Consider the following 24,934-nt stretch of genomic DNA (forward strand, 5'->3'; position numbering starts at 1 on the left):
GGGACAACAACCCATTGAGGCTGATAACGATGACAGAACGCGTACAAATCGGCGGCATTCAGGTCGCGAAAAACCTCTACGACTTCGTCAACAGCGAGGCTATCCCCGGCACCGGTATTGAGCCGGAGAAGTTCTGGGCGGAGTTTGACAAGATCGTTAACGAGCTGGCCCCGCGCAACCGCGATCTGCTGGCCAAGCGTGATGCCATCCAGGAAAAGATGGACAGCTGGAACCGCGAGCACAAGGGGCAGAAGCTGGACATGGCTGAGTACAAGTCTTTCCTGAAAGACATCGGCTACCTGGTGGAAGAGCCCTCCGATTTTACCATCAGTACCTCCAACGTTGACCCGGAAGTTGCCACCATGGCCGGTCCTCAGTTGGTGGTGCCGATCATGAACGCGCGTTTTGCCCTGAATGCGGCCAACGCCCGGTGGGGCAGTCTGTACGATGCACTTTATGGCACCGATGCCATCCCGGAAGAGGATGGCGCGGAGAAAGGCCAGGGTTATAACCCGGTGCGTGGCGCCAAGGTTATTGAGTGGGCCCGCAGTCTGCTGGACAGCTCCGCTCCGCTGACATCCGGCAGCCACAAAGATGCTGCCAAATACTATGTCGACGGCGGCAAGCTGGCGGTAAAACTGCAGAACGGTGAAGTGACCGGTCTGAAAGACGAAGCCGGCTTTGTCGGTTATACCGGCGCTGCTGATGCGCCCACCGGCATCCTGCTGGTGAAGAACGGCATGCACTTCGAAATCCAGATCGATGCCAGTCATCCGATTGGCAAGGACGACGGCGCCAACGTCAAGGACGTGGCTATGGAGTCAGCCCTGACCACCATCATGGACTGCGAGGATTCCGTCGCCGCAGTGGATGCCGAAGACAAGCAGCTCGCCTACAGCAACTGGCTGGGCCTGATGAAGGGCAATCTCGAGGAGACCTTCGAGAAAGGGGGCAAGCCGATGACCCGCCGGATGAACCCGGATCGGGTTTACACCGCGCCGGACGGCAGCGAAATGAGCCTGAAAGGGCGCAGTCTGATGTTTGTCCGTAACGTGGGCCACCTGATGACCAATCCGGCCGTCCTGCTGAAAGACGGCAGCGAAGTGCCGGAAGGGCTCATGGACGGGCTGATCACTTCGCTGATCGCCATCCATGACCTGAAGAACGACGGCGACTACCAGAACAGCACCAAAGGCTCCGTGTACATCGTCAAGCCGAAGATGCACGGCCCGGAAGAGGTGGCGTTCACCAACGACTTCTTCAATCGCGTTGAGGATGCCCTGGGCCTGCCGCGCTATACCCTGAAAGTGGGCATTATGGACGAGGAGCGTCGCACCACGGTGAACCTGAAAGCGTGTATCCACGCTGCCAAAGAGCGCGCCGTGTTCATCAACACCGGCTTCCTGGATCGTACCGGTGACGAAATTCACACCTCCATGGAACTGGGCCCGTTCATCCGTAAAGGGCCAATGAAGCAGGCCACATGGATCAACGCCTACGAGCAATGGAACGTGGATATCGGTCTGGAAACCGGTTTCTCTGGCGTTGCCCAGATCGGCAAAGGCATGTGGGCCATGCCGGACCTGATGGCGGGCATGCTGGAAGCGAAAATCGGCCATCCGAAAGCCGGCGCCAATACCGCCTGGGTACCGTCTCCGACGGCTGCTACCCTGCATGCCACGCACTATCATCAGATCAATGTGTTTGATGTCCAGAAAGAGCTGGCCAACCGTCAGCGGGCGGCCCTGGAAGATATCCTGACTGTGCCTGTGATGGACGATCCGTCAGCCCTGACGGCCGGGGAAATCCAGGAAGAGCTGGACAACGATGCGCAGGGTATCCTGGGCTACGTGGTGCGCTGGGTAGAGCAGGGCGTTGGTTGCTCCAAGGTTCCGGACATCAACGACGTGGCGCTGATGGAAGACCGTGCCACCCTGCGGATCTCCTCCCAGATCCTGACCAACTGGCTGTACCACGGTATCTGCACCGAAGAGCAGATCATGGAAACCATGAAGCGCATGGCGGCTGTTGTCGACAAGCAGAACGAAGGGGATCCGGCGTATCGCAACATGGCGCCGAACTTCGAGGACAGCGTGGCGTTTCAGGCTGCCGTGGATCTGGTTCTGAAGGGACGTGAGCAGCCGGCAGGTTACACCGAGCCGCTTCTGCACGCCTACCGTCAGAAGGCGAAAGCCAAGTACGGCCAGTAAGCAAGGCTGGAAAGAAAAAGCCCCGCTCAGGCGGGGCTTTTTTGTGCTTTTAGGCCTGAGGCCTAAAAGGCGCTTCAGGTGTCCGCGTGCAGTACATTGGCGGCATGCAGGGTGTTCTGCAGCAGGATGGCAATGGTCATGGGGCCAACCCCGCCGGGAACCGGGGTGATATAAGCGGCCCGCTCCGAGGCAACATCAAACTCGACATCCCCTCTGAGTTTTCCGTCTTCCATGCGGTTGATGCCGACATCAATGACCGTGGCTCCGGGGTTGATCCACTCGCCCTTCACCAGACCGGGTTTGCCCACAGCTGCGATGACGATGTCCGCTTCGCTGACATAGCCCGGCAGGTTGTTGGTAAAACGATGGCACACGGTTGTGGTTGCGCCTTTCATCAGCAGCTCCATGCTCATGGGGCGCCCGACGATGTTGGAGGCGCCCACGATAACGGCATGCTGTCCTTTATAGGGGGTGCCGATGGAGTCCAGCAGTGTGATGATGCCTGCCGGCGTGCAAGGGCGCAGCGTGGGGTGGCGTTGCATCAGGCGGCCCAGATTATAGGGGTGGAAGCCGTCCACGTCTTTGTCCGGACGAATGCGCAGAACGATGGGGTCTGCGTCCATATGCGGCGGCAGCGGCAGCTGAACCAGGATGCCGTCCACCTCCGGATTCTCGTTGAGTTCGTCGACCAGTGCTTCCAGGGCCTGCTGGGACGTGTCCTCCGGGAGGTCGTAAGAGAAAGATAGAATGCCGGCTGTTTCGCAGGCCTTGATCTTGTTGCCGACATAGACGCTGGAGGCAGGGTCATTGCCGACCTTGATGACGGCCAGGCCGGGGGCCCGCAGACCTTTCTGGATGCGGGCTTCCACGCCGGTGGCTACCTCCTGTCTGACCTGCGCGGCAATCTCTTTTCCGTTAATCAGTTTGGCGTTCATAGTTTCGTCTTCAGAATTGGGCGTAGGGAAGCGTGAAGGTGCGCGATTGTCTCATGGTTCGGGGTTATCGCCAATGCGGCGGAGGTCTCGGCTATGGGGCCGGTGCGCCAGCATCCCGTTTTTTGGGCAGGAATTTGGAATTCCGTGTTGACGGATCGAAATCCCGCCGGTAATATTCGCGCCAACTTTGCTGAGGCACTTGTTGTTCAGTAGCGACGGGGTATAGCGCAGTCTGGTAGCGCGCCTGCTTTGGGAGCAGGATGTCGGGAGTTCGAATCTCTCTACCCCGACCAAGAATCTGGATATTCAGGTGGGCGAACGGTTAGGCGCCCGTAGCTCAGCTGGATAGAGCAACGGCCTTCTAAGCCGTGGGTCGCAGGTTCGAGTCCTGCCGGGCGCGCCAAGATGCCGTCGGTCAGGTCGGTTCCGGGCTCGCATTCAGCAAAGTTGATGTCCAGGTGCCGCCAGGCACAGTGATAATGTGGTGGACGTAGCTCAGTTGGTAGAGCTCAGGATTGTGACTCCTGCGGTCGAGGGTTCGAACCCCTTCGTCCACCCCACTTTTCCCTATGTCTTTCTCTGTGAGCGCTGCCGGCCTGTCGGATTCATTGCGCCCGAACTGCGAGAGTGGCGGAACTGGTAGACGCGCTGGATTTAGGTTCCAGTGGGGCAACCCGTGAGAGTTCGAGTCTCTCCTCTCGCACCATCTCCCTTTTAATTTCTGTTTTCATCCCCATCTGTGTCGTGAGCCGATGCCCGTTTCCGTGTTGTATTCCGGTGGGCCGGGTGATTCTCTCGGCGGGGCAAACCGTGATAAACTACCGGCTTTTAATTTTGCGCCCATTCAGGGGGCTTTGCCTTGTCTGGGATTTTATTTTTAATTTCATTCACATACAGAATCTGTAATTTGAGGAACTTCCATGCAAGTGTCTGTTGAAACGACCTCCAACATCGAGCGTCGGATGACGATTGGTGTGCCCGCCCAGGAAATTGATCAGGCGGTTCAGAAACGCCTGCAGGAAACCGCGCGCACCGTGCGTATGAATGGCTTCCGTCCCGGCAAGGTGCCCATGAGCGTGGTCAAGCGTCGTTTCGGTGACAGCGTCCGTCAGGAAGTGGTTGGCGAGGCTATGCGCGACAACTACATCAAGGCACTGCAGGAGCAGGACATCAACCCGGCTGGTTACCCGCAGTTGGAGCCAAAAGTCGTGGAAGAAGGCAAGGATCTGGAATTCACGGCCACCTTTGAAGTTCTGCCTGACATTGAACTGGGCGACCTGAGCAAGGTGACGGTCGAGAAGCCGGTGACCGAAGTGACTGACAAGGACATCGACAAGATGATCGATAACCTGCGTCGTCAGCAGGCCACCATGAAAGAGGTCAAGCGCAAGTCCAAGAACAAGGACATTGTGACCCTGGACTTCAAAGGCTTCATCGATGGCGAAGAGTTTGAAGGCGGTTCCGCCGAAGAGCATCGTCTGACCCTGGGCTCCGGGCAGATGATCCCGGGCTTCGAGAAAGCGATTGTCGGTGGTAAGACCGGTGAGGAATTCGAGATCGAGGTGACCTTCCCCGAGGATTACCACAACGAAGAACTGGCGGGTAAGCCGGCCAAGTTCGAGATCAAGATCCACAAGGTTGAAGAGCCGCAACTGCCTGAGCTGAATGCGGAATTCTTCGAGCAGTTTGGCATCCAGGCCGAAGACGAAGAAACCTTCCGCGAGGAAGTGAAAAAGAACATGGAGCGCGAGTTGAAGCAGGCGATTTCCAACAAGGTCAAGAACGACGTCGTCGACGGCCTTCTGGAAACCACCGAGCTGGACGTGCCGGCTGCCCTGGTTGATCAGGAAATTGACCGTCTGCGTCAGGACGCGGTTCAGCGCTTTGGCGGACAGGTGGACTTCCAGCAGCTGCCCAAGGAAATCTTCCAGGAGCAGGCGACCCGCCGCGTGAAAACCGGCCTGCTGTTCCAGGAAGTCGTCAAGCAGAACGACCTCCAGGCCGATGACGAAAAAGTGGAAGAAAAGATCCAGGAGATCGCTTCTACGTATGAACAGCCTGAAGAGGTGGTTGCTCACTTCAGCAACAACCCGGACCAGAAGGCCCAGATCGAGTCTTCTGTGCTGGAAGATGCCGTGGTGGACCACGTGCTCGCGCAGGCTAAAGTGAAAGAGAAGAAGATGAAGTACGAAGAAGCGGTCCAGGCCGGTCAGTCCCAGGGCTGATCCGCATCCGGGCCGGTGCCGATGGCGGTACCGGCCTGATGCCGCTTTCTGGAAGCAGCCGGCGAGTCCGGCTGTTTTCATCTGGGCCCGCTGCTGGCAAAGTAACGAGTCAGTCCGGTCTTGTTGGCCGGAAAGAACCCAGGCGGCCCATGTCCATTGTCCATAAGGAGTTCAGGCGCACATGACGCAGAAACCGATTGATGGCCCAGCGATGGTAACCAACAGTGGCCTGGTGCCCATGGTTATCGAACAGACAGCACGTGGTGAGCGTTCCTTTGATATCTATTCGCGCTTGCTCAAGGAACGGGTTATTTTCCTGGTCGGCCCTGTCGAGGATCATATGGCCAACCTGGTGGTTGCCCAGTTGCTGTTCCTGGAATCCGAAAACCCGGACAAGGACATCCACCTTTATATCAACAGCCCGGGTGGCTCCGTATCTGCCGGCATGTCGATCTACGACACCATGCAGTTCGTAAAACCGGATGTGTCAACGCTGTGTATTGGTCAGGCTGCCAGTATGGGCGCCTTCCTGCTGGCCGGTGGCGCAGAAGGCAAGCGCGCCTGTCTGCCGCATTCGCGTGTGATGATTCACCAGCCGCTGGGTGGCTATCAGGGTCAGGCGACCGATATTGAGATCCACACCCGTGAAATTCTCAAGATCCGCAACACCCTGAATTCGCTGCTGGCCCACCACACCGGCCAGGATGTCGAAACCATTGCCCGGGACACGGATCGTGACAACTTCATGGATCCGGATCAGGCCAAAGAGTACGGGCTGATTGATACGGTACTTGATAAGCGCGTACCGAATACATAATACTGAAATCAGCCGCGTCATTCCCGGCCGGCCCGTTATTCGGGGTCGGCCAACCAGAGATCAGAGGTAATTCAATGGCAGATGAAAGAAACGGCAGGGGCGACGATAACGGCAAGTTGCTGTACTGCTCGTTTTGTGGAAAGAGCCAGCATGAAGTCCGCAAGCTCATTGCAGGGCCCTCGGTGTTCATCTGCGACGAGTGCGTAGACCTGTGCAATGACATCATTCGTGAGGAAATCCAGGAAAATGCCGAAGAGGAAACGAGCGATCGCTTGCCGACACCGGCGGAAATCCGCGAAAACCTCAACGAATATGTGATCGGTCAGGACCGGGCCAAGATCGTCCTGTCAGTCGCGGTGTACAACCACTACAAGCGCCTGCGCTACGGCGAGGGCAAGGCCGAGGTAGAGCTGGGTAAAAGCAACATTCTGCTGATCGGTCCCACCGGTAGCGGTAAGACGCTGCTGGCAGAAACCCTGGCCCGTATGCTCAACGTGCCGTTTACCATTGCGGACGCGACAACGCTGACCGAAGCCGGTTACGTGGGCGAGGATGTCGAGAACATCATCCAGAAACTGCTGCAGAAGTGCGACTACGATGTCGACAAGGCCCAGCGCGGGATTGTCTATATCGATGAGATTGACAAGATCTCCCGCAAGTCGGATAACCCGTCGATTACCCGGGATGTCTCCGGGGAGGGCGTGCAGCAGGCGCTGCTCAAGCTGATTGAGGGTACGGTTGCGTCTGTTCCGCCTCAGGGTGGTCGCAAGCATCCGCAGCAGGAGTTCCTGCAGGTGGATACCGGCAACATGCTGTTCATCTGTGGTGGTGCCTTTGCTGGCCTGGAGAAGGTGATTCAGGAACGCTCCGAGCGCAGTTCTATCGGCTTCTCGGCAACCGTGAAGAGCCAGGACGACTCCAAGAGCACCGGTGACATCATCTGTGATGTGGAAACCGAGGACCTGGTCAAGTTCGGGCTGATTCCAGAGTTTGTAGGTCGTCTGCCCGTGGTGGCAACACTGACCGAACTGGACGAAGACGCTCTGGTGCAGATCCTGACCCAGCCCAAAAACGCGCTGACCAAACAGTATCAGCAACTGTTCGATATGGAAGGGGTGGAACTGGATTTCCGCGAGGACGCGCTTCGGGCCGTGGCACGCAAGGCCATGGAACGCAAGACCGGCGCCCGTGGTCTGCGTTCGATCATGGAGGCGACGCTGCTGGACACCATGTACCATATACCGTCCGAGCACGACGTCACCAAGGTTGTGATTGATGAGAGTGTGATCCGGGGGGACTCCGAACCCTTCAAGATCTACGCCAATAACGATCATGCCAAGGCGGTGCCGGAAGACTGAATTGGCTTCCGGTCATGATGAAAAAGGGGCGCATGACGCCCCTTTTTCATATCCCGAATCTGCCCCACCGAGTTTTCCTCTCCTTAAAGATTGCAATTTATGCGCTCGCCCCAATGATGGGTGATAAGCTGAAAGAAATATCGTCAGAGGATTCCCAATGACCCGTATACCTGATGAAACCGTGCAAGAATACCCGCTGCTCCCGTTGCGGGATGTGGTGGTGTTTCCGCACATGGTGGTACCGCTTTTCGTCGGTCGCGATAAGTCCATCCAGGCGCTCGAGGCAGCGATGGAGGGCAGCAAGGAAATCCTTCTGGTCGCTCAGAAGGATGCGTCCACGGATGAGCCGGGCCCCAAGGATATCTATGAAATGGGAACGCTGGCGACCGTGCTGCAGATGCTGCGGTTGCCGGACGGCACCGTAAAGGTGCTGGTCGAAGGGAATGCCCGTGCTTCCATCAGCGATATCCGCGAGGAGGACTATCTCCGCGCTGGCGGCGTCGTCCTGGAAGACGAACCGCTGGCCGAGCGCGAGCAGGAACTTCTCGTCAAGACGCTGATGGACGAGTTCGAGAAATACGTGAAACTCTCCAAGAAAGTGCCGTCGGAAGTGTCCAATGCCTTGACCGGCATCGAGGAACTGGATCGCCTGGTGGATACCATGGCGGCGCACCTGGAAATGCGGATTCCGGAAAAACAGGAATTGCTGGAAACGCTGGACCTGCGTAAGCGCGTGGATCTGCTGATGGGCAAGCTGGATGGCGAGATCGACCTGATCGAAGTCGAGAAGCGCATTCGTGGTCGCGTCAAGAAACAGATGGAACGCAGCCAGCGCGAGTATTATCTGAACGAGCAGATGAAGGCCATCCAGAAGGAAATGGGCCAACTCGGCGAGGGCAATAACGACTTCGAGGAACTCGAGCAGAAGCTCGAGGAAGCCGGACTGCCTGAAGAAGCCCGCAAGAAAACCGAAACCGAGCTGAACAAGCTCAAGATGATGTCGCCCATGTCGGCCGAGGCAACGGTGGTGCGCGGCTACATCGACTGGATGCTGGCGATTCCCTGGAAAAAGCGCAGCCGCGTGCGCCACGACCTGGACAAGGCCCGTGACATCCTGGACAAGGATCACTATGGCCTGGATGACGTGAAAAAGCGCATTCTCGAATACCTGGCGGTACAGAGCCGGGTCAAGAAGGTGAAAGGGCCGGTCCTGTGCCTGGTCGGGCCGCCGGGGGTTGGTAAAACGTCCCTGGGGCAGTCCATCGCCCGCGCCACCAATCGCAAGTATACCCGTATGGCCCTGGGCGGCGTCCGGGACGAGGCCGAGATCCGCGGCCACCGGAAAACCTACATCGGGGCTCTGCCTGGCAAGTTGCTGCAGAAGCTGTCCAAGGTCGGCGTGAAGAATCCGCTGTTCCTGTTCGATGAGATCGACAAGATGGGCATGGACCATCGGGGCGATCCCGCTTCCGCCCTGCTGGAAGTGCTGGACCCGGAGCAGAACCACACCTTCAATGATCACTACCTGGAGGTCGATTACGACCTGTCGGATGTGATGTTTGTGTGCACATCCAACTCCATGAACATCCCGCCGGCTCTGATGGACCGGATGGAGATCATTCGCATCCCGGGGTATACCGAGGATGAGAAAGTCAACATTGCCATTCGTTACCTGCTGCCCAAACAGCTCAAGGCCAACGGTCTGCGCAAGGGTGAGCTGGAGATGCCGGAAGAGACCGTGCGTGACCTGATCCGCTATTACACCCGGGAAGCCGGTGTGCGGGGCCTTGAGCGTGAAATTGCCAAGGTCTGCCGGAAAGTGGTCCGCGAGCACGTGGAAAGTGGCAGCAAAGAGCCGATTACGCTGGCGCCCGACATGCTCGAGGACTACTCTGGCGTGCAGAAGTTCAAGTACGGCCTGGCCGAGGAAACCAATCAGGTCGGCCAGGTCACGGGCCTTGCCTGGACCCAGGTGGGCGGCGAACTGCTGACACTCGAATGCGCTCTCACCCCGGGTAAGGGCCGGGTGGTGAAGACCGGCTCCCTTGGTGATGTCATGCAGGAGTCGATTCAGACCGCGCTCACGGTTGTTCGCAGCCGTGCCGCCGGGTTGGGTGTGCCCGACGACTTCCACGAAAAGCGGGATCTGCACATTCACGTGCCAGAGGGGGCAACGCCGAAAGATGGCCCCAGTGCCGGTATCGGCATGTGTACCGCTCTGGTCTCCGCACTGACCCGGATTCCGGTCCGGGCGGATGTCGCCATGACTGGCGAAATCACCCTGCGTGGCCGGGTCCTGGCCATTGGCGGCCTCAAGGAGAAGCTGCTGGCGGCCCATCGGGGCGGCATCAAAACGGTGATTATCCCGGACGAAAACGTGCGGGATCTCAAGGAGATACCGGAAAACATCAAGGAGTCTCTCGAGATCCGGCCGGTGAAATGGATTGATGAAGTCCTCGACATCGCGCTGGCCTACCAGCCTGAGCCCCGACCGGAAGGTGCCGCTGATGAGTCGTCATCCTCCAAGACCGGCGATGAATCCGGCGATGCGGGTGAACGCATAAATACGCACTGAACCCGGTGGGAGTTATTGACATGCCTGAGAGCCCGTTGGTATAACTGTTTCGCCGTGAAGCAGCCAATACCAAGGGCTCCCGCGCAGTAAGTGCCTATTCCGCATACCGGTATACAGCCGCAAGGAATAAAAAAACTGAAGAATGGAATTCTCCGACCGCTTATGCGATAGTCGGGAATGTCCGCGAAAACAAACCGACCGATAACATCTTCAACCTGAAATCGAAGGGGTTTAGTGTGAACAAGTCCGAACTTATCGATGCAATTGCCGAGTCCGCCGACATTTCCAAAGCCGCCGCTGGCCGCGCCCTGGATGCCATGACCGACTCTATCACTGGTGCTCTGAAGAAAGGCGATCAGGTTACCCTGATCGGTTTTGGCACCTTCTCTGTGAAAGAGCGTGCAGCCCGCACCGGCCGTAACCCGCAGACTGGCGCCGAGATCAAGATCCCGGCCTCCAAGGTGCCTGGATTCAAGGCAGGCAAGGCCCTGAAAGACGCAGTCAAGTAAAGGCTCCTTTGCCGGCAGCCCTCCGGTTGTGAGTGCTGCCGCAGGAATTCAAGGCGCATTCCGGAAAGGGTGCGCCTTTTTGCGTTCATAGACACCTCGCCGCCCACCTACAGCAGCACCTGGAACAGGGATTCGGGAACAACATGCTTCAAGATATTCGGGATAATGCCCAGAGTACCATCGCCAAGGTTATTGTCGGCCTTGTCATCATTTCGCTGTCCATCTGGGGTATGGACGCCATCATCGGTGGTTTTTCCGGTGAGCCGGAAGTGGCTACGGTCAACGGTCAGGACATCACTGAACGAGAGTTTCTGCGGACTGTGCAAATGGAAACCCAGCAGCGCCTGATGGCGATGGATAATCCGGACCCGTCCCTGGTCGATGAGGACCAGGTCCGCAGTGATGTCATGGAAGCCTTGATCACCGAAGCGGTGTTAAGCCAGGACGCAGAAAATCAGGGACTGGAGCTGACGGAAGCCGATATCGATTCATTGATCACCCAGATGCCCCAGTTCCAGGTGGATGGCCAGTTCAACAGCGACCGCTTTGTCTCCACGGTGCGTAATATGGGGATGGGTGTTGCGGAATTCCGCCAGAACATGCGCAAGAACTACGTGGTCAGCCAGATCCGTGCTGCCCTGGCTCAGACCGGGGTGGTCCCGGCCCAGAACGTGGCCCAGTTGCTGGAAATCCAGAACCAGACCCGTGATTTCAGGGTTCTGACCCTGACTCGTGACGCCGTTGCCGATGATGTCGAGGTGACAGAGCAGCAGGTTCAGGATTACTATCAGGACAATCAGGAGCAGTTCCAGGAGCCCGAGCAGGTGGATGCGGCTTACATCACCCTGTCTCTGGATGCGCTTGCCGCGAATGTTGAGGTGTCCGAGGAGGACGTACAGCAGTACTACCAGGAGCAGGCCCAGAGCTTTGCCCGGGAAGAGCGCCGGGCAGCCCACATTCTGGTGGAAGCGGGAGACGACGCCGAGCAGACCATCAGTACCATCCAGCAGAAGCTGGATGAAGGCGAGTCTTTCGAGACCCTGGCGGAGGAATATTCCGCTGACCCGGGCTCTGCCGATCAGGGCGGTGACCTGGGCTATGCCGGTCGTGGTGTCTATGATCCGGCTTTTGAGGAAGCCCTGTTCGCTCTGGAAGAAGGGGAGATCTCAGAGCCGGTGGAAACGTCTTTTGGCATTCATCTGATCAAGCTGGAAGATGTGCGGCGTTCCGATGTGCCTTCATTCGACGAGTTGCGTGATCAACTGCGCGAGGAGCTGGCCCGGAACCGTGCCGAGGAGCGTTTCGCCGAGGTGCGCAGCCAGTTGGCTGACGCCGCCTATTCTGCCGAGGATCTTGCCGGCCCGGCGGAGGAGTTGGGCCTGGAAGTCCAGGAAATCCAGGGCGTTACCCGGGAGCGTGGTGCAGCGCCGTTCGACCATCAGGGTCTGGTTCGTCAGCTGTTCTCCGAAGACGTCCTCGAAGCCGGTTATAACACCGAGCTGATTGATGTCGCGGATAACCGCTCAGTGGTTGCCCGGGTACGCGAATACCATGAGCCGCGTCAGTTGGAGTTGGCGGAGGTCAGTGATCGCATTCGTCGGACTCTGGAAGCTCAGGCCATCCGCGATGCGCTGAATGAACGCGCTGAAGCTATTGTGACCGCCGTAGAGGCCGGAGAGCAGCCCATGGCCGGGGACTGGCAGGTTTATGAGGGACAGGGCCGTACCGGCGGTCTGGACCCCCTGATTGCCCAGAAAGCCTTCTCCATGCCGCGACCGGATGGTGATGACGCCAGCGTTGGTAAGGTCGTCGCGCAGAATCGTGCCGCGGTGGTACAGCTGGAAGCTGTTCATGAAGGTGAGGTGGATCCGGACGGTCAGGAGTTTACCCAGTTGCGCCAGATTCTCGCGCAGATGGAGGGGCAGCGTGAATACCGGGCTTATCAGCAGTATCTGAGAAATACTGCCGAGATCGAGCGCCAGTAATTTCCCCTGATACGCCATGAAAAAAAGGGTGCCTGGAAACAGGCACCTTTTTTTATGCCTTGCCGACGAGAGAGTGTCAGCTCAGGGGGAAACGGGTGGCTTTCAGGCTCTCCTTGATCTTGCGCAGGTGCTCCAGGAAGTCCGGTCCCCGTTTCAGGGTGACGCCGGTCGCCAGAATATCGATCACGGTGAGGTGAATGATCCGGGACGACATCGGCATGTAGACCTCGGTGTCCTCGGGCGCGGTGACCCCGAGAATGGCCGTGCAGACTTCCGCCAGGGGAGAGTCCGGGTTGGTGATGCCGATAACCGTGGCGCCGTTGGCGCGAGCCAGATGGGCAATCTCGACAGTCTCACGGGTGCGGCCGGTGAAGGAGATCAGCACGATGGCATCGCCCACGCCTGAGCCCGCCGCGACCATGCGTTGCATCAGGGCGTCATCGTAGGACGACACCGGGATGTTGAACCGGAAAAACTTGTGCTGGGCATCCATGGCGACGGACGCCGAACCGCCCATACCGAAGAAGCTGATCTGTTTGGCCTGGATGAGGTAGTCGACCACGGTGGCGATGTCATTTGGATCCAGCGCCTGGCGAGCCTTGTCCAGGTTAGCTATGGTTGTAAGCATGATCTTGTCAGCGAACTCGGCCGGGCTGTCATCCGGCTTGATGTTCTGGCCTACGTAAGGGGTGCCGGTGGCAATGCTCTGGGCCAGGCGGATCTTGAAGTCCGGAAACCCGGTCGCTGAGAAGCCACGGCAGAACCGGTTAACGGTTGGTTCGCTGACGTCGGCAGCCCTGGCCAGGGCTGCGATGCTGTAGCGTGTCGCTGCGGTGGGGTCCCGGAGGATGGCTTCGGCAACCTTGCGTTCGGATTTATTGAGTGTCTGCAGTCGGTCCTGAATCTGCTCAAGCAGGTTGTCGTCTCTGCGCCCCGTGTGTTCCACCATGGGGGTATGCTCCCTTGTATTGCGTGTCGAGTTCCGATTATACCCGTTCTGATCGGTCAGGCGGGTAGTAAATGTATCAAATGTAGCACGTACCCTTGGCTTGACCGAATCCCGGTGTCATTATTTATTGAAACTTACGACACTGGAACCCGGCAGCAGCGGTGACAGGAGATGGAAATGGCAGACAGGACGGATACACCATGTGATCTCATGCTGTTTGGCGCGCTCGGGGATCTGGCCATGCGCAAGTTGTTCCCCGCCCTGTATCAGCTTGACCGTGCCGGCCTGTTGGCGGACAACAGCCGGATTCTGGCCCTGGCTCGTCGCCCCCTCACCATCGATCCTTTTCGCCAGCAACTGGCGGAGAACCTTCGCACACTTGTTCCTGAGGCGGAGCAGAACCCAGAGGTAATCGACCGTTTCATTGGCCGGGTAGACTACCTGCAGTTGGATTTTGCGGAGGAGAGCCGCTTTGAATCCCTCAACGAGTGGCGCAATCACGATAACCAGCTCATCGTCTACATGGCGACGCCGCCGGGTCTTTATGGCGTGATAGCCCGCAACCTGAAAGCCGGTAACTGCTGTACCGACCGGACTCGTGTGGTGGTGGAAAAACCGATCGGACATGACCTGGAATCCTCTCGCGTGGTTAACGATGAGCTTGGGGAGGTCTATCAGGAAACCCAGTTGTTCCGCATGGATCACTACCTGGGCAAGGAAACCGTCCAGAACCTGATAGCGCTGCGTTTTGCCAATAACCTGTTTGCCTCACAGTGGGACCAGAACCACATCTCTCACGTGGAGATTACGGTGGCGGAGAGCGTCGGTATTGAAGGGCGCTGGGGTTATTTTGACCGGGCCGGTCAGCTCCGGGATATGGTCCAGAGCCATTTGCTGCAGTTGCTATGCCTGATTGCCATGGACCCTCCATCAGACCTGTCTCCGGATAGTATCCGGGATGAAAAGGTCAAAGTGCTCAAAGCGTTGAAAACGGTGAACCCGGATTCGGTGGGTCAGAATGTCGTGCGTGGGCAGTACACGGCAGGGACCAGTGAGGGCAAGCCGGTACCCGGTTATCTGGAAGAGGAAGGGGCGAACCGCTCCAGCGAAACCGAAACCTTTGTTGCCATCAAGGCGGAGCTCGACAACTGGCGATGGGCGGGCGTGCCATTTTACATACGGACCGGTAAACGCCTGCCGGAGAAGCTGTCCCAGATCATCATCCACTTCAAGCCTGCGCCCCATTACATTTTTGACCCCGACCAGAAACACCTGGCCAACAACAAGCTGATTATCCGTCTGCAGCCGGATGAGGGCATGGCGCTGAAAATTCTGACCAAGGAGCAGGGGCTCGACAAAGGCATGAGGTTGCGCCAGGGGCCTCTGGAGCTGACCTTTTCCGAGACCTTCTCGGAAGATCGGACCCCGGATGCCTACGAGCGTCTGTTGTGGGAGGTCATGCGCGGCAATCAGTATCTCTTCCTGCGCCGTGATGAAGTGGAGTATGCCTGGCGCTGGGTGGACCGGATCATCCGCAACTGGCATGACAGCGGCGAGCCGCCGAAACGTTACGCTGCCGGCACCTGGGGCCCGGTGGCGTCCATCGCGATGATTACCCGGGATGGCAGGAGCTGGTATGAAGATGTCTGAGCTGCCGTTGCCACAGGGGGTTGAGCTCCACGACGGGCCGTCGCCGGAACAGACTGCAGAGGCCCTGGCTGATGATGTCGCAAAGGTGCTCAGGCGGCGCCTGAAACACGCCCGGAACGCCACCCTGGTGGTGTCCGGGGGGAGCACGCCGGTGCCGTTTTTTCAGGCACTGTCCGGAAAGACGCTGGACTGGGGCCGGGTGGTGGTTGTACTGGCCGATGAGCGCTGGGTGCCGGACACGCACCCGGACAGTAACGCCGCTCTGCTCAGGGCTCATCTTTTACAGGATTGTGCCGCTTGTGCGCAGTTTCTGCAGATGGAGGTGGGAGAAGGCGACCCGGAGACGGCCCTGCCGGCTATCGAGCGGCAACTGGCCCCGCTTGCGTTGCCCGTGGACGTCCTGGTCCTGGGCATGGGCAATGATGGCCATACCGCTTCGCTGTTCCCGGATGCCCCTGAGTTGGCGCAGGCGATGGCGGCGGATAACGAATGCCGGGTGGCCCTGATGACACCGCCTTCCCAGTCCCGGAAACGGATCACCCTGACCCCGCCGGTCCTGGCCGGTGCCCGTTTCACGGCCTTGCATCTCAAGGGGCAGGAAAAACTGGATACGCTGGCAACGGCATTGGCCGATCTCGACGATCCCATGGCCATGCCGATTCGGGCGTTTCTGAAACCGGGGCTGGAAATATACTGGAGTCCCTGATTGTCAGAATGCGGAGGACTGCATGTCACATGTCTCTGCCGGGTACCGGCAACGGGTTGCAGCCGTGCTTGCGGCATCGCCCCTCATCCCAGTTCTTGCCATCCGGCGCCTGGAAGACGCGGTGCCCCTGTGCCAGGCCCTCTATGACGGTGGCGTGCGGGTCCTGGAAATCACCCTGAGGACGGAGCATGGCGAGCAGGCCATTACCCGGGTTCAGGAAGCCATACCGGACGCGATTGTCGGTGCCGGAACCGTGACCACGGCCGAGCAGTTCCGGCGGGTGACTGAGCTGGGGGCAGCGTTTGTGATTACCCCCGGTTTAACCGGCAGCATTCTGAATGCTGCGGTCGAATCCGATACCCCTCTGTTGCCGGGAGTTGCCACCGCCTCTGAGTTGATGCTCGGGTATGAAAAAGGCTTGCGACACTTCAAGTTCTTTCCGGCGGAGGTGGCTGGCGGTATTCCCGCGTTGCGGGCACTGGCGGGGCCCTTTCCGGACGTGACCTTCTGCCCGACCGGGGGTATCCGCAGAGAAACCGCGGCAGACTACCTGGCGCTGGCCAATGTCGCCTCGGTTGGCGGCAGCTGGCTGACGCCGGATGACCTGGTCCAGCAGGGGGACTGGGAAGCTATCTCCGGGTTGGCCCGGACCAGTCTCGCCAGCCTCGGAGCCACCCGGAATCGGTAATCAGCCTCAGCGGATATCCGAGCCGACGCGAACCACTTTCATGCTGTTGGTGCCGCCCTGGGCATTGGCGTAGTCGCCCTTGGTCAGGATCACCAGATCGCCATCTTTGACGATACCCAGTGCCTGTAGTTTCTCGACGGCCAGGGCATTGACCTGGTCAGCCGCCAGCTCGGAGGAGTCAAAGGGCACCGTCTGTACACCACGGAACAGCGCCACCTTGTGCTGGGTGGCGTGATGACAGGAGTAGGCGAAAATCGGCAGGCTGGATTTGATGCGTGACATCAGTCGGGGCGTAGACCCGGTTTCGGTCAGGCAGGCGATGGCCGCAACCCCTTCCAGATGATTGGCCGCATACATGGCTGACAGCGCAATCGCCTCGTCCACCCGGACCATGGCTTCATGAATCCGGTGCTTGGACTGGTGCATGGACGGGTGACGCTCAGCGCCCAGGCAGATCCGAACCATGGACTCGACCGCCTCTTTCGGGTAGTCGCCAACGGCGGTCTCCGCCGACAGCATGACGGCGTCTGTGTAGTCCATGACCGCGTTGGCAACATCGGATACCTCGGCCCGGGTTGGCATCGGGCTGGTAATCATGGATTCCATCATCTGGGTGGCGGTAATCACGGCCCGGTTCAGTACCCGGGCTCTTGAGATAATGTGTTTCTGCACCGCCACCAGCTCGGCATCACCGATTTCCACCGCCAGATCCCCGCGTGCCACCATCACGGCATCGGAGGCGGTAATCACCGCATCCAGGGCTTCGGTGTCATGAGCCAGTTCCGCGCGCTCGATTTTAGCCACCAGGCCGGCCTCGGAGCCGGCTTCACGGAGCAGACGGCGTGCAATATGCATATCCTCGGCAGTACGCACGAAGGAGACCGCGACATAGTCCGCGCCCAGCTTGGCCGCAGTCACGATGTCCTGCTTGTCTTTTTCTGTCAGAGCATCGGCCGACAGGCCGCCGCCCCGTTTGTTCAGGCCCTTGTTGTTGGAGAGTGGGCCACCGATCAATACCCGGGAAGTGATACTGTGGTCGTTCACAGAGGTGACTTCCATTTCGATGCGGCCATCGTCCAGCACCAGAATGTCGCCCGGTGCCACATCGTTGATCAGTTCCTCGTAGTCGATACCCACGCTGTCTGTGGTACCGGCCTCCTTGTCCATGGCTGCGTCCAGCACGAAGGTCTGGCCGGGTACCAGGGATACCTTGTTTTCGGCGAACCGGGCGATCCGGAGTTTCGGACCCTGGAGATCGGCGAGCAGGGCCACAAAACGGCCCTGGCTCTGTGCCTGCTCACGCACCTGCCGGGCCCGGGTCATGTGTTCCTCGGCGCTGCCGTGGGAAAAGTTGAGTCGGGTAACGTCAACACCGGCGGCAATGATGCCGGCGAGGGTTTCCGGACTGTCGGTTGCCGGGCCAAGGGTGGCAACAATTTTGGTACGCCTGAGCATAGTGAAGATCCTTAGTACTGCCTGAGTATAGAGTGATTGAACCTGAAAGGTGCCCGTAAAGGAAGTAAACTTACGTCGAGCGACGCCATGACGACTGGAGGTAAACTATGCATCCCACGGTCTCGAAGGTCACTGACCGTATTATCGAACGAAGCAGGACCACTCGCCGCGACTACCTCGCTCAGATGGAGGCGCTGGGTGCACGGGAGCCTCACAGGGGCACCCTGTCCTGTGGCAATCTCGCCCATGGTTTTGCCGCCTGTGGTCAGGATGACAAGGACACCCTGAAGTTCATGAACCGGGCCAACGTGGCCATCGTCTCCGCCTATAATGACATGCTTTCGGCTCACCAGCCGTATCACCGTTTTCCCGACATTATCCGGGACGCGGCCCACGGCATGGGGTCTGTTACCCAGTTTGCCGGCGGCACGCCGGCCATGTGTGATGGTGTGACCCAGGGCCAGCCGGGTATGGAGCTGAGCCTGTTCTCCCGGGACACCATTGCCATGAGCACGGCGATTGCGCTGAGCCACAACATGTTCGATGCCACATTATTGCTGGGCATTTGTGACAAAATTGTTCCAGGGCTGCTGATCGGTGCCCTCAGTTTCGGGTATCTGCCGACCATCCTGGTGCCTTCGGGCCCCATGCCATCCGGACTGCCAAACCGCGAGAAGCAGCGGATTCGCCAACTCTATGCGGAAGGCAAAATCGACCGCGACGAGCTCCTGGAGGCCGAGAGCAAATCCTATCACAGTCCGGGTACCTGCACGTTCTATGGCACTGCCAACAGCAACCAGTTGCTGGTGGAAGTGATGGGCCTGCACCTTCCGGGCGCCGCCTTTGTAAATCCTGGCACACCGCTGAGGGATGCGCTGACCCGCGCCGCCACCGAACAGGTTATCCGGCTCTCGAAACCGAATGGCGGCACCTTGGGGCTGGCGCATATGGTGGATGAAAAATCGATCGTGAACGCCCTGGTGGCGCTGCTTGCGACCGGTGGTTCCACCAATCACACGATTCACTGGGTCGCGATTGCCCGGGCCGCCGGTATCCAGATCAACTGGCAAGACTATGCCGAGCTTTCCTCCGTGGTGCCCTCTGTAACCCGCATTTATCCCAACGGTCAGGAGGACGTCAACGCCTTCCATCAGGCCGGTGGAACGCCTTATCTGATTCAGCAACTGCTGGCGGCCGGTTTTCTGCACAACGATGTGGAGACGGTGGTCGGTCACGGCCTGGATCGTTATGCCCGCATGCCGGAATGGAAAAACGATGAGTTGCAGTGGGTACCCGCCGAAGCCGAGAGCCGCAATCCGGACGTGCTGGCGTCCCCGGAACGGCCTTTCGCGCCGGATGGCGGGTTGCGGGTTCTGGATGGCAACCTGGGCCGGGGCGTCATTAAGGTATCGGCGGTGGCTCCCTCCCATCGCCGGGTCGAGGCTCCGGCGGTGGTGTTTGATAGCCAGGACCAGTTGCGCCACGCGTTTGAGTCCGGCGCTCTGGACCGGGACTGCGTCGTGGTGGTCCGCTTCCAGGGACCGCGGGCCAACGGAATGCCTGAACTGCACAAGCTGACCCCTTACCTGGGGGTGCTTCAGGATCGTGGATTCAGTGTGGCGCTGGTGACGGACGGCCGGATGTCAGGTGCTTCCGGCAAAGTGCCGGCGGCTATTCATGTCTACCCGGAAGCGCTCGACGGTGGCCCCCTGGCGCGTGTTCAGGATGGTGACCTTGTCTGCGTGGATGCCAACGAGGGCAAACTGGCTATCCAGGTATCGGAACCCGAACTGGCGGACCGGCCACTGGCCGGTGCCGACCTGTCAGGTAGTCAGCAGGGCTACGGCCGCGAACTGTTTGGCTGGTTCCGGCGGGCAGCGGGAAATCCCGAGCAGGGAGGCAGCTTTTTCTGGAACCATGAGTCATGACGGCCGGAAACTGGTCACTGGTCGGGGATATTGGCGGCACCAATGCACGCTTTGCTCTGGTGCAAGCTGGTGATTCCCGGCTCCATTGTCCGTTGTCGCTTGCTACGACCGACTATGAAACCGTGGAGCAGGCGCTGGATGTCTATCTGGACGAAGCTGGCAGGCCATGGATCGACGCTGCCTGCCTGGCGGTGGCCGGGCCGGTCCGACTGCGCGAAGCGCGGCTGACTAACGGTCAATGGGCATTTTCCATTCCGCAGTTGAAACAGGCATTCGGCTGGTCCCGACTGGATGTGATCAATGATTACCATGCCATGGCTCTGGGTGTGCTCCAGGTGCCGGACAGCGGTCTGGTTGCCGTTGCTGAAGGTCAGCGCGGGCTGGCCCCCCGGCTTGTGATGGGGCCGGGGACCGGGCTGGGAATGGCCGCATTGATCCCCTCAGATGGGGGCTGGTTGCCGCTGGTAACGGAAGGGGGGCATGTGGATTTTCCGGTGGTTACCGGTACTGAAGTGGAGATTCTGCGTATTCTTCAGCGCCGGTTTGGCCGGGTTTCCGTGGAACGGATACTCAGTGGCGAGGGATTGCTGGCGCTCTATCGGGCCCACGCCGACATTCGGGGTGTTACTGCGGTGCTACAGGCGCCGGAGTTGATAACCGCCGCTGCCAGCGCGGGTGATGGCCTGGCGGTCACTGCATTGATGCACTTCTGTGAATTGCTGGGGCGCACGGCCGGTAATGCGGTGCTGACCCTGGGAGCCTTCGGGGGGGTGTACCTGACAGGCGGTATCGTGACCCGGTTCCCTGAGTTCCTGATCCGCAGTCCGTTTGCCAAGGGGTTCACTGACAAGGGCCGGATGGCCATGTTGCTGAGGGAAACCCCGGTGCATATCGTTATGGAACCTCAGACAGGCCTCATGGGAGCTGCAAAGGCATTGGAGGCGACATCATGACACAGAGGCTGACAGAGTTGAGCTTTGATCAGTTGGTGGAGCAGGTGCGTGCCTGCCGTATCTGCGCACAGGCGCTGCCTCACGAGCCGCGGCCGGTTGTTCAACTGAGTCCTTCCTCTAGAATTCTTGTGGTGGGACAGGCGCCGGGACGAAAAGTCCATGAAACCGGTCTGCCGTTCAATGACCCCAGCGGCGACAGGCTTCGTCAGTGGATGGGAATCACCCGGGAGACCTTCTACGATGAGCGTAAGCTGGCGATCCTGCCCATGGGATTCTGTTATCCGGGTACTGGCTCGTCTGGGGATCTGCCGCCCCGACCGGAATGTGCCCCGGCCTGGCGGGAGGCGTTGCTGGCTCGCCTCCCGAATATCGAGCTGACCCTGCTGATCGGACGCTATGCCCAGTCCTGGCATCTGTCTGATGCTCACCGGGCAGTAACCGCCAATGTCCGGGACTGGCGAAAACACTGGCCCCGGGTTCTGCCAACACCTCATCCAAGCCCAAGGAACAATCTCTGGTTGCGGAATAACCCCTGGTTCGAGAAGGAGGTTATACCGTCACTGCAAGGCAGGGTGGCTGAAGTGCTGGGAGAGGCGGGTAGGTAGGGGGAGGGGGATGCCCGGCCCCTTCGGGTCACGGACATCCCATCGAGCCTGATGTCAGAGTGACGTGGGCTTGCCCGCGTCTTTGCGGCGCTGCTCCCATTCTTCGCGAGTCTGGGCGGCTTCGTCACCTGGCATGGAATCAATGATTTCGAAATAGTCCGCTGCGAACTGATCATCGATAATGGTGTTGCGGGGTTTGATCCGGACAACGTGCACGCTTTGCACGTTCTGGTGATCAAACTCGCGCCAGTACTGCTCGTCCTTCAGGAAGCTGTAACGATGGCCTTCCAGCGCCCGGATCACGTCCCGGGTGTTGGTGGTGCCAGCCCGCTCAATTGCGTCCTTGTACTGGTAAATAATGCTGTACGCAGAAGCGGCGGATGACGACGGGCGCATTTCATAGCGGCTTGAGAAGGCTTCCACAAACTCCTTGCCGCGGGCGTAACCGCGCTCGAAGGGAAGATTCCAGACCCAGGGCACCGCACCGATGATGCCCTCCATGACAGTCGGGCCTTCCTGGGCTGCCATGCTTAACGTGAGGTTGGGAACCACTACCTGCATTTTTTCGGTCAGTCCCATGTCATAGGCGACATCCAGGGCCCGTACCATGTCATCGCCAAACAGCACCAGAACCAGGACCTTGGCACCGCTGGCTTCAGCCTGTTCCAGAGCTTCCCGGAAATCTGTTATCAGCGCCCGGGGAAATGGCGTTTTGACACCCTGATGAGCTTCCGTGTCCTGGGTCTCGGTGAACCGCCGCATGGATTCCTCGACAGACCAGCCCCAGGTGTAATCGGCGGTGACGTAGAAATAGTCATCACCGGAATGGTTCTGCTTCAGGTACCGGCTCAGTGCCTTGGCGGCCATCCAGGCATTGTAGGGCTCCCGGAACATATACTTGTGACCCTCACTGCCGGTGGTGGCGTTGGAGTAGGTCAGGGTACCGAAGTAGATCCGGTTACGGTCCCGGGCGGCTTTCCCGGAGGCAATGGCGACGGAGCTGGATACGCCGCCGAAGACCATCTGGGCACCTTCCCGGTCAATCAGTTCGGCGGTGTTGCGGGCGCCCCTTTCCGGCTCCCCACGGCTATTACGGATGACCAGTTCCAGGTCCTGGCCCATCACCCCGCCGGCCTTGTTGATTTCGTCCACCGCCAGGAAGGCCCCGAGGCGTTGCTGCAGGCCCTGCTCCTTGTACCGGCCTGTCTGGGGGTAATTCAGTCCAATCTTGAGGGTCTCTGCCGAAACCGTCGTGAAGCTGAGCAAGACTAGACACGCCGAGAGCAGGATTTTCCTGAAAGTCATTACGGTAGGCCTCCGATGTCAATGATTCCCAAAGCGGGTTCTTGTTATCTTATCCCAGGTAACAGGTCAGTGTCCGGTGAAGGTTACCATGCCAGCCGTTGACCGTAGTGTGAGGGGCGTCGGGAAATGGCTGCTTCTTGATGCAAGTCACCGCCCGCAGCCCCGGTTCAATCGGCTTGCAATACATCCGGATCAAACAGGTTATAGCGGTTTCGTCCATCCCGTTTGGAGCGATACATGGCTACATCGGCTCCGTTAAGGAGTTCCTCCACTGTTTCCCCGTCATCGGGGTAAAGGCTGATGCCAAGGCTGGTGCCGATGGTGACATGCTCCTCGCCGATTTTGTAGGGCTGGGCGTTCACTCCAATAATGCGATCGGCCACCATTAGTACATGGTCGATGCTCTCCATTTCCGGTAACAGCACGATGAACTCATCTCCGCCCAGGCGCGCCAGCGTGTCATCTTCACGCAGGCAGTCGCGAACCCTGTTGGTGAATTGAGCCAGCAGTTCGTCTCCGACCGAATGGCCCAGGGTGTCATTGACCTGTTTGAACTCGTCGAGGTCCATGAATATAACGGCCAGTTGCATGGCCTTGCGGTGGGCATGCCGGATGGCGTGATCAAGCCGATCCTCCAGCAGCCGTCGGTTGGGGACGCCGGTCAGCGCGTCGTAATAGGCCAGTTGACGGATCTGTTCTTCGTTTTTCCGGTTCTGGGTGATGTCGGTGAAGAGGCCGGCGTAGTGGGTGGTGTCGCCGTTGTCGTCGGTAATGGCGGTGATGGTCAGAAGCTCGAGATAGAGCTCGCCGCTTTTGCGGCGGTTCCATATCTCGCCTCGCCAGTATCCGTGGGTGGCCAGGGAGTCCCACATCCTGGTATAGAACTCGTTGTCGTGTCGCCCGGATGACAGCACCTGAGGTGTGCGGCCAATCACTTCCTCCGGGGTGTATCCGGTGACATGGGTGAAAGCCGGGTTGACGAATTCGATTCGCACATCCCGGTCGGTGACCACAATGCCCTCAAATGAGGATTCAATAACCTTCTCTGCCAACTGCAGCGTACGACGGGACTTGGCCAGGGCCTGGTCACGCTGTTCCAGCGCCTGGCGCAAATCATCCAGATACATCTGCTCGGCCCCGGCCAGCATGTCGTGGTAGCCAATCAGCCCGGTCACTTGGCCCAGGCTGTTCACCACGGCCAGATGCCGGATATGGTTGTCAATCAACAGATCCCGGGCGTGAATCAGTGGGTCGTTCTCGTTGACTGACAGCAGTGGCCGGGTCGCCAGTTCCCGAACAGGCGTGTTGCTGGTGTGTCGGGCAATCAGGCGGACAATATCCCGCTCGGTCAGGATCCCCAGGCCGTCGGCGCCACAATCCACGACTACGGCTTCTGAGTACTGCTGGTACATGTGATGGGCAACATCGGCCAGGGACTGGTCGCCATCGGCAGTTATCGGGGCCCGGACAACGGCAGCGCGGACTTCCCGGAGCTTCAGATAGGGCTCGAGTCCCTGATTGAGTGCCAGGTCTGTCTGGGACAATATTCCAACGGGCTTGCCGGATTCGTCTGTTACCAGAAAATGCCGTTTGCCGGATTCCTTGAGCTTGATGGCGGCCTCGCCGACATCGGTGCTTGCCGGCAGGGACAGTACCGGAGAACTCATTACGTCCACCACCGGCCGGTTGAACTCCTCCGGATCGGAGAAATCCATGGCCAGGGCATCGTGCTCGGTCCAGATGCCGGCAATGGTCTGACCGTCACTGATCAGGATGGAGCTCACCGAATGCTCCGCCATCCGGGCAGCCGCGTCAGCAATAGACGTCTCGGGGCGACACTGGAGCAGGAGTCCGGTGTGCATGATTCGGGAGATCGGATGCGGCTGCCCCATGAAGGCTCCTGTTCTGTTGTCCGACGAGTCTGGTTAAGCCCGGTCTTTCAGGTGAGGTCTGGGTACCCCGGTATCTTGATTCCGGGATGATTGTTCTGGAATGGAAAGGCCGCCGTGGTGTCCGGTCCGCCAACCCGCAAAGCTATCAGAATCCGTGATCCGGTCCCAACGGTAACCGCCCGTTTTTGA

The 24,934-nt window shown here is 59.2% G+C and carries 18 protein-coding genes and 4 tRNA genes; 17 read left to right on the top strand and 5 right to left on the bottom strand.

Annotated features, from left to right (window positions below; all coding sequences use genetic code 11):
* Positions 1-29 precede the first annotated feature (29 nt).
* Positions 30-2,210 carry a malate synthase G gene (locus HNR38_RS14410; RefSeq protein WP_183705552.1) on the top strand — a complete coding sequence of 727 codons (2,181 nt, stop codon included), beginning with the start codon at positions 30-32 and terminating at the stop codon, positions 2,208-2,210.
* A gap of 74 nt (positions 2,211-2,284) precedes the next feature.
* Here the strand turns inward: HNR38_RS14410 and folD are convergent, their stop codons facing one another.
* The gene (gene folD / locus HNR38_RS14415) at positions 2,285-3,145 is read right to left on the bottom strand and encodes a bifunctional methylenetetrahydrofolate dehydrogenase/methenyltetrahydrofolate cyclohydrolase FolD (protein ID WP_183705554.1); all 861 of its coding nucleotides are present in this window, start codon (positions 3,143-3,145) and stop codon (positions 2,285-2,287) included.
* A 216-nt stretch (positions 3,146-3,361) separates the two neighbouring features.
* On the opposite strand from folD, the gene HNR38_RS14420 reads away from it, so the two are divergent.
* From HNR38_RS14420 to HNR38_RS14465, 10 genes are all read left to right on the top strand, one after another.
* Positions 3,362-3,438: transfer RNA gene (locus HNR38_RS14420), tRNA-Pro, on the top strand.
* 33 nt (positions 3,439-3,471) lie between these two features.
* Positions 3,472-3,548 (top strand) — tRNA-Arg (locus HNR38_RS14425).
* Positions 3,549-3,629: 81 nt separating this feature from the next.
* Positions 3,630-3,705, top strand: a tRNA-His gene (locus tag HNR38_RS14430).
* Positions 3,706-3,766: 61 nt separating this feature from the next.
* Positions 3,767-3,851: transfer RNA gene (locus HNR38_RS14435), tRNA-Leu, on the top strand.
* 214 nt (positions 3,852-4,065) lie between these two features.
* The gene (gene tig / locus HNR38_RS14440) at positions 4,066-5,370 is read left to right on the top strand and encodes a trigger factor (RefSeq protein WP_183705556.1); all 1,305 of its coding nucleotides are present in this window, start codon (positions 4,066-4,068) and stop codon (positions 5,368-5,370) included.
* 181 nt (positions 5,371-5,551) lie between these two features.
* On the top strand, positions 5,552-6,187 hold the full coding sequence (gene clpP, locus HNR38_RS14445) for an ATP-dependent Clp endopeptidase proteolytic subunit ClpP (protein ID WP_183705559.1): 636 nt from the start codon (positions 5,552-5,554) through the stop codon (positions 6,185-6,187).
* 74 nt (positions 6,188-6,261) lie between these two features.
* On the top strand, positions 6,262-7,545 hold the full coding sequence (gene clpX, locus HNR38_RS14450; protein WP_183705561.1) for an ATP-dependent Clp protease ATP-binding subunit ClpX: 1,284 nt from the start codon (positions 6,262-6,264) through the stop codon (positions 7,543-7,545).
* A gap of 157 nt (positions 7,546-7,702) precedes the next feature.
* Positions 7,703-10,120 carry an endopeptidase La gene (gene lon / locus HNR38_RS14455; protein WP_183705564.1) on the top strand — a complete coding sequence of 806 codons (2,418 nt, stop codon included), beginning with the start codon at positions 7,703-7,705 and terminating at the stop codon, positions 10,118-10,120.
* Positions 10,121-10,356: 236 nt separating this feature from the next.
* Positions 10,357-10,629, top strand: coding sequence for an HU family DNA-binding protein (locus tag HNR38_RS14460; protein ID WP_183705566.1), 273 nt, complete (start codon positions 10,357-10,359; stop codon positions 10,627-10,629).
* Positions 10,630-10,772: 143 nt separating this feature from the next.
* Positions 10,773-12,614, top strand: coding sequence for a SurA N-terminal domain-containing protein (locus tag HNR38_RS14465; protein WP_183705568.1), 1,842 nt, complete (start codon positions 10,773-10,775; stop codon positions 12,612-12,614).
* Between the two features lie 76 nt (positions 12,615-12,690).
* Here the strand turns inward: HNR38_RS14465 and HNR38_RS14470 are convergent, their stop codons facing one another.
* Complete coding sequence (locus tag HNR38_RS14470) at positions 12,691-13,563, bottom strand: MurR/RpiR family transcriptional regulator (protein ID WP_183705570.1); 873 nt, start codon at positions 13,561-13,563, stop codon at positions 12,691-12,693.
* 177 nt (positions 13,564-13,740) lie between these two features.
* Between HNR38_RS14470 and zwf the strand changes: the two genes are divergently transcribed.
* The 3 genes from zwf to HNR38_RS14485 are packed head-to-tail and all read left to right on the top strand — an operon-like array spanning position 13,741 to position 16,607.
* A complete protein-coding gene (gene zwf / locus HNR38_RS14475) occupies positions 13,741-15,213 on the top strand; it encodes a glucose-6-phosphate dehydrogenase (protein ID WP_183705572.1) in 1,473 nt (490 codons plus the stop codon).
* The gene (gene pgl / locus HNR38_RS14480; RefSeq protein ID WP_183705574.1) at positions 15,200-15,919 is read left to right on the top strand and encodes a 6-phosphogluconolactonase; all 720 of its coding nucleotides are present in this window, start codon (positions 15,200-15,202) and stop codon (positions 15,917-15,919) included. Before zwf ends, pgl begins: the two co-directional genes overlap by 14 nt.
* A 22-nt stretch (positions 15,920-15,941) precedes the next feature.
* Positions 15,942-16,607 carry a bifunctional 4-hydroxy-2-oxoglutarate aldolase/2-dehydro-3-deoxy-phosphogluconate aldolase gene (locus HNR38_RS14485; RefSeq protein WP_183705576.1) on the top strand — a complete coding sequence of 222 codons (666 nt, stop codon included), beginning with the start codon at positions 15,942-15,944 and terminating at the stop codon, positions 16,605-16,607.
* A gap of 6 nt (positions 16,608-16,613) precedes the next feature.
* On the opposite strand, the gene pyk is transcribed toward HNR38_RS14485, so the two are convergent.
* Positions 16,614-18,062 carry a pyruvate kinase gene (pyk, locus tag HNR38_RS14490; RefSeq protein WP_183705578.1) on the bottom strand — a complete coding sequence of 483 codons (1,449 nt, stop codon included), beginning with the start codon at positions 18,060-18,062 and terminating at the stop codon, positions 16,614-16,616.
* A gap of 107 nt (positions 18,063-18,169) precedes the next feature.
* On the opposite strand from pyk, the gene edd reads away from it, so the two are divergent.
* From edd to HNR38_RS14505, 3 genes are read left to right on the top strand one after another with little or no spacing between them, the layout of a single operon-like run.
* On the top strand, positions 18,170-19,990 hold the full coding sequence (gene edd, locus HNR38_RS14495; protein ID WP_183705580.1) for a phosphogluconate dehydratase: 1,821 nt from the start codon (positions 18,170-18,172) through the stop codon (positions 19,988-19,990).
* Positions 19,987-20,943, top strand: a complete 957-nt coding sequence (glk, locus tag HNR38_RS14500; RefSeq protein ID WP_183705581.1) for a glucokinase — start codon at positions 19,987-19,989, stop codon at positions 20,941-20,943. The genes edd and glk overlap by 4 nt, the downstream gene beginning before the upstream one ends.
* Positions 20,940-21,548, top strand: coding sequence for a uracil-DNA glycosylase family protein (locus tag HNR38_RS14505; RefSeq protein ID WP_183705582.1), 609 nt, complete (start codon positions 20,940-20,942; stop codon positions 21,546-21,548). Before glk ends, HNR38_RS14505 begins: the two co-directional genes overlap by 4 nt.
* Positions 21,549-21,602: 54 nt before the next feature.
* Here HNR38_RS14505 and HNR38_RS14510 read toward each other — a convergent pair whose 3' ends face one another.
* Positions 21,603-22,853 carry an ABC transporter substrate-binding protein gene (locus tag HNR38_RS14510; protein WP_183705584.1) on the bottom strand — a complete coding sequence of 417 codons (1,251 nt, stop codon included), beginning with the start codon at positions 22,851-22,853 and terminating at the stop codon, positions 21,603-21,605.
* A gap of 167 nt (positions 22,854-23,020) precedes the next feature.
* Positions 23,021-24,745 carry a diguanylate cyclase domain-containing protein gene (locus HNR38_RS14515; protein ID WP_183705591.1) on the bottom strand — a complete coding sequence of 575 codons (1,725 nt, stop codon included), beginning with the start codon at positions 24,743-24,745 and terminating at the stop codon, positions 23,021-23,023.
* Positions 24,746-24,934: the final 189 nt, after the last annotated feature.

Source organism: Marinobacter oulmenensis, assembly GCF_014201735.1.
Classification (GTDB): domain Bacteria; phylum Pseudomonadota; class Gammaproteobacteria; order Pseudomonadales; family Oleiphilaceae; genus Marinobacter; species Marinobacter oulmenensis.

Coding starts and splice junctions, on each gene's coding strand:
- clpP (WP_183705559.1), top strand. CDS start 5,552: ATGACGCAGAAACCGATTGATGGCCCAGCGATGGTAACCAACAGTGGC.
- HNR38_RS14465 (WP_183705568.1), top strand. CDS start 10,773: ATGCTTCAAGATATTCGGGATAATGCCCAGAGTACCATCGCCAAGGTT.
- clpX (WP_183705561.1), top strand. CDS start 6,262: ATGGCAGATGAAAGAAACGGCAGGGGCGACGATAACGGCAAGTTGCTG.
- tig (WP_183705556.1), top strand. CDS start 4,066: ATGCAAGTGTCTGTTGAAACGACCTCCAACATCGAGCGTCGGATGACG.
- glk (WP_183705581.1), top strand. CDS start 19,987: ATGACGGCCGGAAACTGGTCACTGGTCGGGGATATTGGCGGCACCAAT.
- HNR38_RS14510 (WP_183705584.1), bottom strand. CDS start 22,853: ATGACTTTCAGGAAAATCCTGCTCTCGGCGTGTCTAGTCTTGCTCAGC.
- HNR38_RS14515 (WP_183705591.1), bottom strand. CDS start 24,745: ATGGGGCAGCCGCATCCGATCTCCCGAATCATGCACACCGGACTCCTG.
- HNR38_RS14410 (WP_183705552.1), top strand. CDS start 30: ATGACAGAACGCGTACAAATCGGCGGCATTCAGGTCGCGAAAAACCTC.
- HNR38_RS14485 (WP_183705576.1), top strand. CDS start 15,942: ATGTCACATGTCTCTGCCGGGTACCGGCAACGGGTTGCAGCCGTGCTT.
- lon (WP_183705564.1), top strand. CDS start 7,703: ATGACCCGTATACCTGATGAAACCGTGCAAGAATACCCGCTGCTCCCG.
- HNR38_RS14470 (WP_183705570.1), bottom strand. CDS start 13,563: ATGGTGGAACACACGGGGCGCAGAGACGACAACCTGCTTGAGCAGATT.
- folD (WP_183705554.1), bottom strand. CDS start 3,145: ATGAACGCCAAACTGATTAACGGAAAAGAGATTGCCGCGCAGGTCAGA.
- edd (WP_183705580.1), top strand. CDS start 18,170: ATGCATCCCACGGTCTCGAAGGTCACTGACCGTATTATCGAACGAAGC.
- pgl (WP_183705574.1), top strand. CDS start 15,200: ATGAAGATGTCTGAGCTGCCGTTGCCACAGGGGGTTGAGCTCCACGAC.
- HNR38_RS14505 (WP_183705582.1), top strand. CDS start 20,940: ATGACACAGAGGCTGACAGAGTTGAGCTTTGATCAGTTGGTGGAGCAG.
- pyk (WP_183705578.1), bottom strand. CDS start 18,062: ATGCTCAGGCGTACCAAAATTGTTGCCACCCTTGGCCCGGCAACCGAC.
- zwf (WP_183705572.1), top strand. CDS start 13,741: ATGGCAGACAGGACGGATACACCATGTGATCTCATGCTGTTTGGCGCG.